The organism is Mucilaginibacter sp. RCC_168 (assembly GCF_041355315.1).
In the GTDB taxonomy this organism is placed as follows: Bacteria; Bacteroidota; Bacteroidia; order Sphingobacteriales; family Sphingobacteriaceae; genus Mucilaginibacter.
Map to the genome: position 1 here is coordinate 1 of NZ_JBFUPN010000027.1, position 11,468 is coordinate 11,468.

General features: G+C 37.5%; 7 protein-coding genes and 1 pseudogene. All 8 read left to right on the plus strand.

Annotated features, from left to right (window positions below; translation table 11 throughout):
• The coding region (locus AB6735_RS23130; RefSeq protein ID WP_370998468.1) for a PDDEXK nuclease domain-containing protein at nt 1-566 on the plus strand (566 nt) is incomplete at its 5' end.
• Nucleotides 567-913: 347 nt separating this feature from the next.
• Nucleotides 914-4,456: a hypothetical protein gene (locus tag AB6735_RS23135; protein ID WP_370998469.1), complete on the plus strand. Its 3,543-nt coding sequence runs from the start codon at nt 914-916 to the stop codon at nt 4,454-4,456.
• Nucleotides 4,456-6,033, plus strand: a complete 1,578-nt coding sequence (locus tag AB6735_RS23140; protein WP_370998470.1) for a hypothetical protein — start codon at nt 4,456-4,458, stop codon at nt 6,031-6,033. The genes AB6735_RS23135 and AB6735_RS23140 overlap by 1 nt, the downstream gene beginning before the upstream one ends.
• A 185-nt stretch (nt 6,034-6,218) precedes the next feature.
• Complete coding sequence (locus AB6735_RS23145; RefSeq protein ID WP_370998471.1) at nt 6,219-6,512, plus strand: helix-turn-helix domain-containing protein; 294 nt, start codon at nt 6,219-6,221, stop codon at nt 6,510-6,512.
• 103 nt (nt 6,513-6,615) lie between these two features.
• Nucleotides 6,616-6,996 carry a plasmid mobilization relaxosome protein MobC gene (gene mobC / locus AB6735_RS23150; protein ID WP_370998472.1) on the plus strand — a complete coding sequence of 127 codons (381 nt, stop codon included), beginning with the start codon at nt 6,616-6,618 and terminating at the stop codon, nt 6,994-6,996.
• Nucleotides 6,944-8,155: a relaxase/mobilization nuclease domain-containing protein gene (locus AB6735_RS23155; protein ID WP_370998473.1), complete on the plus strand. Its 1,212-nt coding sequence runs from the start codon at nt 6,944-6,946 to the stop codon at nt 8,153-8,155. The genes mobC and AB6735_RS23155 overlap by 53 nt, the downstream gene beginning before the upstream one ends.
• A 302-nt stretch (nt 8,156-8,457) precedes the next feature.
• Nucleotides 8,458-9,345: pseudogene (locus tag AB6735_RS23160) on the plus strand (S1/P1 nuclease); the annotation flags it as partial.
• A gap of 591 nt (nt 9,346-9,936) precedes the next feature.
• Nucleotides 9,937-11,112 carry an acyltransferase family protein gene (locus AB6735_RS23165; protein ID WP_370998474.1) on the plus strand — a complete coding sequence of 392 codons (1,176 nt, stop codon included), beginning with the start codon at nt 9,937-9,939 and terminating at the stop codon, nt 11,110-11,112.
• Nucleotides 11,113-11,468 lie beyond the last annotated feature (356 nt).

Genomic DNA, 11,468 nt, shown 5'->3' on the forward strand with positions numbered 1-11,468 from the left:
TTGCTGTACTCGTCCGCCAGCCAAATACATGCTCCGTTTGCCACGGAATAGCATGGTCACCCTCCGCAGAATACCCAATTAAAGACCCGATGGTGCTTGAATTCTTGGGACTCAAACCGGAGGCCGCATATTATGAAAAAGATCTAGAAAATGCGTTGATCACCCATCTACAGGAATTTATGCTAGAATTGGGAAATGGCTTTTCCTTTGTTGCCAGGCAAAAGCGTATCCATTTAGATGGTGATGATTTTTTTGTTGATCTGGTGTTTTATAACCGGTTACTGCAATGCTTTGTTATCGTTGAACTGAAAACTCATAAGATTACACATCAGGATATCGGGCAGTTGCAGATGTATGTTAATTATTATGACCGTGTTGAGAAATTATCCCATGAAAGCCCTACGGTGGGAATTTTGCTATGCTTAGAAAAGAACGATACAGTAGTGAAATATTCTCTGCCGGAGAAGAGCAATATTTTTGCCTCTAAGTACCAACTTTATCTCCCTACTTCTGAGCAGCTTGCTTCTGAAATTCAGAACGAAATGCTTAGACAAATGCAAAAATAAAAACTTCTAATTCAACGAAAGTTTTGGTGTAAGAATCACGTTTAATTTGATGAAGTGTTCTGATTCCAATTATGGGCACTTTCATTACACACACAATGTCGAAATGCGGTCAAATTTATGCTGGAGCTAAAGGTCACTTAGTTAATCGATATACGCATTCACGATAAAATTAAACTTATGATACAAATATCCGCGGATACATGCTCAAATTAAATATACAATTTTAATATTTTGATCTTAAGCTTAAGGGTATTAGATTTGGACAAACCTTCGTCGCAATACTGCTTATCTGACCCCGTCAAAATTCAAGAAAGAGCCTTATTTGCGGTAAATAAAGCAAATTTGGTATGAATGAGCCATTGAAACTTATAAGATATAACGACTTTGAAACAAGATTAATTCGTGCTAAGAAATCGAATAATTTAGAATCATTTATAGACGAGTTAAATGATTTATTAAGCAAAAATCTGAATATATACTTGGCAAACTTATTTTTAGCAAGGGCTTTTGTTGCGATTAACGATTTACGGAATGCGAGAAAGTTTTACGACAACGCAATTAAACTTGCTAAAGATCCAAAATGGTTAATAGATGAAATTGACGACTTTTATAGAATTTCACGTCTAAGCTTATCGGAGGCCGGCCAAATGTTCAACAAGGCGAAGATACTAGACAACGATGATCAAAAATTAAGCTTATTCCGCGAGATATATGATTCTTCTGATTTGAGATCAGAAATATTTATACATCACTACGTGACATTATTACAGAGAATGAAGATGTATAATAAAGCACACCATTTGCTTGATGATAATCTTAAGTCTAATCTACCACTTGAGAATAAAGCAAAGTTTTTAATATTAAAGGCCCAAATGAATAGTGCCACCGACGATTACCAGGAGGCCATTAAAAACTATTCCGAACTTATTGAGATTAATAAGACACTAAACGCCAAAACCTCTAATCTTGGGCACTTATATTTCGAAGTGGCAAAATTATATTTAAGATTAAATGAAATTGAAAGTGCTACATCTACGGCTCAAATTGCTTATAAATACACTCCGACTGCAATTATTTCCAATTTTTTAAACTCTATAAAAAGAGACGCTAAAGCTGACTTGGAAAGTGATTTTTCGATCGAAATCAATGACGATCAAATTGATTACGTGAGTCCAATGTTGAAATTTGACATAGAGGACTTTGATTACCGAGATAACATCATTGTAAAGAACGGAAAGGTATCGATTGAAGATGCAGGCAGATTATACTCTATCGCTCAAAACAACATTACGAAAGATTTATCCTTAGTTTATCCATTATATTTAGAAGCTGCAAAAGCTTTTAATGACTTAAAGGCTGCAACATACAACTATAGTGATTTCATTGACGCATTAGCTAAATATTCCGCACATAAGAGCAACGCTATTTTTTATACATATAGAATTGAATTATTTAACTCAGAACCTGACCCTAACAGACTTAAAAGGCTTAAGGATAGTACCTGTAGTTATATCGAAGCCTCTTTAAATTTAGAAAACGACACTAGGAAACTACTATTCCTACTTACAAATTATTTAAAAGTAACAGTTTCTTATTTTCTATATAGAAATGGGGATGACTTTAAAGATATCCTAAGCTTAAAATATTTTAATCAAGTAATAAGGTATTGTGTTTATCACACTAATAAAGATATTGTATTAAAAACCCATCAAGCCATTATCCATTTTGGATCGGTGTCAATCAGAATATGGGATAGGATTAGTCGACCGGGCAGAGACACAGGAGAGTTTTATAATTATTTAAAATCATTGAGGCAACAAGTTGTTAAAAAACAGCTTGTTGAACAACTGAATTTATACGAGAATATACGGGTTGACTCCAATTTAAGTGTTGGACAAGTGTTCTATAGATATATTAAACGCCGAAAAAATCAAAAGGAATTATTTGAGAAGAACTTAGTAAGCCTTCGGAGCCTTGCGTTTATTCCTAAAAACACCCCTATTATTCTTGAAACGTGGAATTCGATAAAGAATGAAAGCGAATTACTCAGCGAAACCGATCATGAGATTTCAAATTCACTGGATGATATATTAAAAATTTATCTACCATACTTAGATAGGACAATTTCGGAAAGAACAAATATACTGTACCAAGTCAGAACGGAAATAGATAACCAAATTAAGTTTATATTAGAAAACACGACCTATTGGGGACGAGCTATGTTTTATCCATTGTTAAAAAAATGGAGAACCGATATAAACCTTATTGAAAGAGAACGGGTCAGGCAAACAATACCAATTTTATCTGCATTGACCGATCCGAGCTTTATATTTAAAAAAAATGGCAGCTTTTTTGTAAACTTAGTAGTAAAAAACCAAGGTCAGTCCACAGCGTCATCTTTTATTTTAAAGCTACAGGTATCGGCATTAGACGGCCAATCCATTTTACACTCAGAAAAAAAATTTGATACAGAGATTGCCGTTAATGGCTTGGTTCCCATAGAAATAGAATTAGATTCCCACCTACTTAAAATTCAGAAAGCTGCTAAATTAAACGTTCAACTTTCACCTATTTATCAAAATAAGGAAATCATTCAACAGGCGATTGAATTCACTCTTGAAAAAGAAACTGGTTCACTTTTGAAACTTGACGAATTACCATGGAATGAAACTAAAATCCCTAAACAGCATTTATTCAAAGGGCGCGAGACTTTGATAAAGCTATTAAGCCAGCATTATAAGTCAATCAATAGAGACAAGACATATATACTATACGGCCTGACTAGGACTGGAAAAAGCTCGGTATTGAGATACTTGGAAAAAGAAATTGAAGGAGAACTGATTAAAATTGAAGGAGAAGAAAAGCATATCATCACGTTCTTTTGGGATTTATCGGAAGCCTCTGGTCAATCAAACGCTCAGGATTTATGGGCATTCCTTTTATATGATAGCACAATTAGTAAAATTGAAAATCTCTGCACTAACGGCTTTCTGCCCCCAGAAGCACTGTTGGCTTTGAACTTAAAACCACGTTTTAAAGATTGGAAGAAGATAATCGAACATCTTAATAACAAGGGATACTATCCAGTTTTCTTAATTGATGAATTTGCCTACTACAAGTTATTACATGATAATGGAAGATTAGACCAGTCATTCCTTGCAGCAATAAGACAATATGCGCTAAATGGCATATCGAGTTTTATTTTCGCTGGCACATACGATCTTAAAGAACTTATTAAAAACTCCCAGTATGGTATAACCGGTCAATTGACTAACACAGTAGAAAAGCTTATTTCGAATATTGACGTAGTTGCAGCAAAGGATCTTATAAATGTTATAAAGGACAAGTTAGAGTTCACACCAGAAGCTATTGAGCACATTTTATTTTTATCTGGTCGAGTGCCTTATTTTATACAAATACTATGTAAAAATTGCGGCTATTACGCGGTTGAAAATAATCGATCAATTTTAGGTTATCCAGAGATTGAAATTGTTGTAAAAACATTGATTGGTGAAAATCGCCCTCCGTCCGAAGATTCACTAATAACTTTACTATCGGCAGGAACATTTCAAAATAACCAGTATAGTCCTTCCGATACGCATGAAATTCAAAGTCTGATTAGTTCTATATGCTTCAAAAATAAAAACAAGATCGTTCCTAGAGGTATTTCTTATCCTGAGCTACAGGAACTATGGAGTTCAAGAGACATTGTAGGTTTCGCACCTAAACTCGCTGAAGCCATCGCTTACTTACGAGACAAGGAAATTATAGAAGAGGTGGAAGACGAAACAATAACAACCTATATTATCAAAGTTGATTTGTTTCGAAGATGGTGGGAAAATCAACATCGAGATATAGAGTTAGAACTAGACATATTAAAGGATAAGTAATGAAAGCTCATTTAAAAGGTATAATTACTGATCCTCAGTATTTATATGGAAGAAATAAACCCGGAGGGCTGCTTGAAAAATTGGTTGGTCACCTGTATCGGTACAATAATATCCAAATAGTCGGCGAAAGAAGATTCGGAAAAACGTCTGTATTACGATGTCTTGAAACGCGACTAAAGTCTGACAATAAATTTGTGACTGTTTTCATAGATATTAAAGAATACTCTTTTATTAAGGGGAATGCAAATGTGTACAGATTTATTTTAGCCCGATCGGTTCAGGAGTTATCGATAAAAGGCCTATTAGACTCTGAGATAAAACTAAAAAATGTTGTTTTTAAAAAAACACTTGATTGGGAAGATTTTTATGAAACGTTACTTAATGTTGCTGACTATCGAATTAATGATCTGCTAAAAGAGTTTTACAATTTTTTTTCTGAGTATTTCAACACAACTTTTGTCCTACTTATTGACGAGTATGAACATCTTTTTCTATATGGATTTGATGACCCCAAAGGATTTTTTTTATTTAGAAATATTGGACAGTCACAAATTAATGAGTCAATAGTACCCCTATGCTTTATTATCGCGGGAACAATGACTTGGGATAAGATTTGCACTATGACAGGCTCAGCAGAGTTAAATACGTTAAGCAGCGAAATTTTATACGTTGATTCCCTGAAAGAAGACAGTTTCACCGAATGGATAAGTAATAAAGTATCTTTCCCAAATAAGGAAAATAGTGACCCCCATTATTATTACAAATTATGTGGTGGCGTTCCATTTTACACAACAATAATAATTGAGTCTCTATTTTCAGGTTTAAGATTTTCTGATAATTCACTATACCCGCACTTTGAGGAAATTTATCGAAATTTCGACGATAGAGAAACTAGACTATTAATGCAGATAGTTAATAAAGAAAAAGTAGACATTAAAAACTACATTGCTCAAGTGCTTATCAACAAAGGACTAATAGAAGAAAACAACAAGCAAGGACTAATTAAAGGTGATCTATTCAAAAATTATTTAATTTCAAAGTTTGATAATACTACGACTGGATTAGATTTAGAACAGTCTGAATTATTTAAAAAAGTGTCGGCACTCTTCCAAAAAATGGCGTCAATTAATGAAACTTGTGAAAACAAATCAAGAGACCACATCTTTAAACCAGTAAATCAAGATGCATTTTTATTAAACGATGTGCAATTAAAGTGCAGCGATTCGCAAGACATCAAACGGTTTGCTAGCGCAATTTATTTGATAACATTCGAAAAGACAAAACTTAATAACAAATCGCTTCAAACGCTTCCATTGAAATTCCAAATTAAAAATGAATTCATAAGAACAGTAGATAGTCTAAGGCATTTCTTTGGAGGCCATTTGAAAGACACTTTTACTCTGAAACCTGGGCAGCTATCAAAAGCCGACCTTTTAATTAAAATTTTGAACTCCCCGAATAATCCGGTTGATGATGAATATTTTATAATGCAAAATTATATTCTCTCCGCTTTTACTGCTTATCTAAAAGATCTGGACAACTTTATAAAGAATCCACAAAACGACAGCAAATGGTAACATCATGCTGACGAGATGCCATTAACATTCAGTCCGACTCGGACAAACTCGGAGTATTTTCCCACTCACTTAACTCAATTTTGTACCAAAGCGATGCATCTCATAATTGTAATGCATGAAGTTAAGCTCATGTCAATTCATACTGGCTCAACCGCTAATAAAAGTGATTTAACAAAATTGAAGTTATGGCAACAGAAATTATCACCAGGGAAGACCTGACTGAGTTTGGTGAGAAACTCGTAAATCAAATCAAGGCATTATTATCCGGCGGATCAGCCGAAGGGCTACCACCTAAATACCTCAAGAGTTACCAGGTCAAGAACCTGCTCAAGATCTCCAACAATACCCTCCAAACTTTGCGGGACAATGGCACTATTCCCTTTACCAAGATCGGCGGCATTTTATATTACAGCTTCGAGGATATACAGAAAGTATTGCGTGGGGAAGTGCAGAGTAAACGTATCCGTATCGCTAAATGAAACTGTCTTTTAGGAATGGAGCAAGCCATGTTTTCGCTACGCTTAAACGGCTTGCTCCTTTGGAGACAAGAGCGATTTTGCACTTCGTTTAAAATCAAAGATCATGGGAAGACCACTGGTAAAGGAAGAAGACAAAAGAGTTGTCCAGGTCAATATCCGATTAACAACCGGCGAGAATGAACGGGTATTAACCTATGCCGAAGCATCGGCGATGACACCCGCCAACTGGATACGGCAGAAGATCTTTACAGGGAAATTCCCACAGGTTAAAATATCGCCGGTCACTGCCGCGATGTACCGGGAGCTGCATCAAATCGGCGTGAACCTGAACCAGATCACCAGGCAGATGAACGCGGGTAAACAACCCAACTTCGTTGGCGTTATCGCGGAACTGGCCAAACAGCAAAGAGACATTCTTAAATTATTGATTCATGACAGCAGACCAGGTGAAGGGCAAAGGATTCAGGGGAGCACTGAATTATAACCTGGAGAAAGTTAGCCAGGGCAAAGCAGAAATACTGGACACTTCTTTTACTGAAGTAAACGAAAAATCCATTATGGAAGAAGTGAAGATGGTCAGGATGCAGCGCCCCAACCTGGCCAAATATTTTTACCATACATCCCTGAACTTTCCGCCTGATGAAAACCTAGGCAATGAACAAATGAACATTATTGCAAATGAATATTTGAACAATATGGGCTTTGATCAGCACCAATATATGATCTTCCGGCATTATGATGCCGACCACCCGCATTTGCATCTCCTGGTCAATAGGATCGGCTATGACGGTAGTTTGGTATCCGATAGCAAAGACTACGAGCGCAGTGAAGCTGTTTTAAGAAAACTCGAAAAGCAATACGGACTAACAGAAGTGATCTCCAGCAAACAGGCACAGGAAAGAGCAATGACCAAGAACGAACTCGAAATGATAAAACGGACCGATACCCCTTCTACCAAAATGAAGTTACAGGTTATGCTAAAAGAAGTGCTGAGTAAGAAACTAATTACAGAGCAGTTCATCAAGCAATTGGAAGCAAAAGGCATCGATGTCCGGTTCAATCAGGCCAGTACCGGCTTCGTGAGTGGTATCTCTTATGGTTTTGAAGGAATGCAGTTCAAAGGGCAACATTTAGGCAATACTTACAAATGGTCATCGGTAAAAAACAGTATCAGTTATGAACAAGAAAGAGATTACGCAGCAGTTCACGAGGCAAACCTTAGAACAGCAGCCGGGCAAAGTGCAACGGGAGTCGATACCTATGGAAGAATCATCGCGATTGCAAAAGGACATAGAAGAGGCCCGAAAACTGCTCATGGAGATCCGTCTACTACATCTCAAGGCACAGGACGACTACAGGAACGGATCAGCAAAGCGGATAGCAGACAGCACATACCGACTACAAGAACTAGAGAGACTAGCGACGGGTATCGTCTTTCAGATCAAAATGACGGAGGCCAGCACGGAACAAATAAGACAAGACAACAACCGGATCGGCAGCAGGTGGCTGCTCAGAGTGTATCTGATCGCGGTTTTATCAGCGATCTGCTCGGCACTAACCACTCTAATAGTGATATGGCTGATCCGGCACTAACACCAAACCGGCGCAGGAAGCGAAAAAAGAAACGCGGGTTATCCATGTAATGGCTATTGCTGTAAATGAATAAAACTGCAATTGTAGTTTTATAGAAATACAGCACTTTTTGCATAAGGTGAGAGGGAAATATTCCAACATTTTGTAAACTGAATTTAGATATTGAAATTAAGAATATATGCTTGTTGGCAAGCTTGCTCGTTCGTGCAAAGATTTCATCAGCCAATAATTTAATAATGCAAACCTACCTGCTTATTATCCAAACAAAGATCACGAACGTAAAAATTCTGGATAGTAAGTTGGTACTAAAGGAATGTATTATGCAAACTATTAAGTACTTCAAACTACCGCACCCTGGCATTTTTTAAACCTGCCCCTGGGTTTAACGCACGAACAGTTTGTCAAATTTGTAAGTGAAAGCGATAATAATGTTTATAGTGCGATCCTGAAGACGGAAGCAAGCCTGCGGGACAAAGGTTTAACACCCGATCAAAAGAACGAGGCGCTAAAATACCTGATCCATCTGGTCGGTGACGCTCATCAGCCGATGCACGTCAGTCGTAAAGAAGATAAAGGTGGTAACACCATACAAGTACGTTTTGACAATAAGGGAACTAACCTGCACAGCCTTTGGGATAGCAAACTGATCGATCATGAAGGTTTCAGCGAAGCGGAAATTGTCAGGTCTTACGATGTAGCGACAACGGCGCAGATCAAGCAATGGCAATCAGATAGCCCCATGGAATGGATCTGGGAAAGCTACCTGGTCAGTAGCGAGCTTTATGCACAAGCCAAACCCGGTCAGGAAATAGATGAAACTTATTACCAGAAATACATCACCGTTATCCATAAGCGTATCGATCAGGCCGGTATCCGTTTGGCTGGTGAACTCAATAAACTGTTCAATAATGGGCAGGTGAAGGTGAACAGCGTATTGCCCTCGCCGTCAGCTGGTACTCAAAGTGTAAGTGCCGTAAAGCTGGAGGCGATCAGGAATGCGATTGGGAAAAACGTGAGTGTGCAGGGCAAGGTGTACAGCAGTAAGGATATTGGCAGTATGGTACTGGTCAATTTAGGCGCAGCCTATCCCAATCAATTATTGACGATCGCGCTAAAAGGTAAAGCAAAAGAATTGGGAAATCAGTTGAGCGGTAAGATGATCACGGTGGAAGGGGAGGTAATTGACTATAAAGGAAAGCCGGAAATTATTATCACGGATACATCAAAGGTCAAATTTTAATGTGCATGAACCGTTTATCATACTCGTATCCTACCTACCAGGGAAAGGAGTACGAATTTAAAGCGCGTTTTGATGGGTGGGGTACACCCACCGATCGCCGTGCTGAATGATGAAATGACTTTTACCTTTGAACCTGATGAGGAAGGCGGCTACAAGGCTTTGATCAATCCGGAGCAGCCCATGGCACCGATTCGATGAATCTTTTCTTTGGCTGACTCTGACTCCAGAGATTGTTTGCGAATTCAAAAAAAAATCTGATTTAAGAGTCTGAATGTGATTGTTGATGTTAAAAAGCGGCTCCGATAAAATGGCTAATTTGGGACGCAATCATGGGATTTGTTATTATAGAATTCATTATTGTTTCTATATCCATAATAAATTCATTTCTAACCCACCTTTGGGGGTTTAAACTACTATCGTATCCGGAAATCTGGCTGAAAGGAATTTTAACAGGATATCAGATCGTGATTCTTTGTTCGAGCCGTTGTTACAAATGTTTGATGATGTTAGGGAATTGGACTTTCTTGACGATGCGCTAAAGAAATTCAGGGGTGCAAGCAACCTAACCTGTTTTACGGACGTATATTGAATATGCCAACCGATGCCTTATTAAAACCGAGCCGCGACATTCGTTTGGATTTAATGCGCGGTATTGCCGTGCTATTGGTGATCTTCAGTCATTTAATAATACCAGATATTAGTCCGGCTGGGGTTAGTGGCCATTTTATACGGTTTTTTTGGAGTGTCTTAAAGTTCATCCGAACGGGGGGCTGGATCGGTGTCGATCTTTTCTTTGTACTTAGTGGCTTTCTGGTATCAGGCCTATTATTTCAGGAATTTAAGAAGACGGGTGAAATAAACCCATATCAATTTTTGATCAGGAGAGGCTTCAAAATCTATCCGGTGTTTTACACCTTTCTGCTTCTTACCTTTTTGATTGATTTTGCCATATTTAAATTAAAACTGCCTGCTTTATATAATTATGAAAGTATAAAACAACAAGTTTTACTTTATACCCGGGATGCGTTTTTTCTGAATAATTATTGGCCGGGTCGCTGGCCACATACCTGGTCACTGGACGTAGAGGAACTTTTTTATATATTGTTGGTTTTCTATTTTTTGCTCCTGATCAAGTGGAAGAAACTGAATTATCGAAATATACTCTACGCCTGGGCTGTTTTATTATTATTGGGTATCCTATTCCGTACTTTCGCATGCATCAATCACCCTGGCTTTAATTTCGGAGCACAATATGCAAAATCGCACTTCAGACTGGACGCATTACTCTTTGGCGTACTGCTTTCCTGGCTTTATCATTATTCCCCGGAAAGATTTCTTTTTTTTAAGCGGTATAACTTTTTCTTAATTACCTTAAGTATAGCATGGCTGCTTACAAACTTCCTGTTCGCACGGTTTGATAACTCCTGGATCGCCATTGTCTCGCTTGGTGTGAACCCCGTTTGTTTTGGAGTTCTGTTAATGGGGGCATTAAATTCCAACGCGCAATTTCTGAGATATAAAATATTGGCTTACATTGGGCGTGTATCCTATGCAACTTATCTCTGGCATGTTTTTATCAACATGTGTTTCATTGCGTGGGTGCCATCGATAAAGGACAATACAGTAATTTGGGCATTATATGCTATTTGCTACCTTTTATTTTCAATACTGATAGGGGCTATTTTCACTCACCTGGTGGAGGCACCTCTCCTTAACTTGAGGAACAGGTATTTTCCTTCCAGTACATCTCCGGAGACTAATCAATGAATTTCTATGAATTAACTTTTTTAATATTAATTAATTTTTTTAATTCAAAATCATAGTTAAGGGTGTTAATTGGAATGTTTTTTAATTGCTTGAAACATAGGGTTATAGTATTTCATTTTTCACATTGATTGAATGATGATTTAACATAAATTATTGCTGCAATGAATATTATTATATTAGATTTGAATACCTAAATCATTTACATATGAAGATACTTCATTAGCGTCTCGCTTATATTTTGCAAGGTTAGGCCAACGTTTGCCAAGGCCAAACTGGCTGTCCTCTGCCGAAGGATGTTAACCGTTCATCCAACTCCCGGCTTTTATAAAATAATAAGACCGAATGTTCCAAGCCTA

Coding starts and splice junctions, on each gene's coding strand:
- AB6735_RS23165 (WP_370998474.1), top strand. CDS start 9,937: ATGCCAACCGATGCCTTATTAAAACCGAGCCGCGACATTCGTTTGGAT.
- AB6735_RS23155 (WP_370998473.1), top strand. CDS start 6,944: ATGACAGCAGACCAGGTGAAGGGCAAAGGATTCAGGGGAGCACTGAAT.
- AB6735_RS23135 (WP_370998469.1), top strand. CDS start 914: ATGAATGAGCCATTGAAACTTATAAGATATAACGACTTTGAAACAAGA.
- AB6735_RS23140 (WP_370998470.1), top strand. CDS start 4,456: ATGAAAGCTCATTTAAAAGGTATAATTACTGATCCTCAGTATTTATAT.
- AB6735_RS23145 (WP_370998471.1), top strand. CDS start 6,219: ATGGCAACAGAAATTATCACCAGGGAAGACCTGACTGAGTTTGGTGAG.
- mobC (WP_370998472.1), top strand. CDS start 6,616: ATGGGAAGACCACTGGTAAAGGAAGAAGACAAAAGAGTTGTCCAGGTC.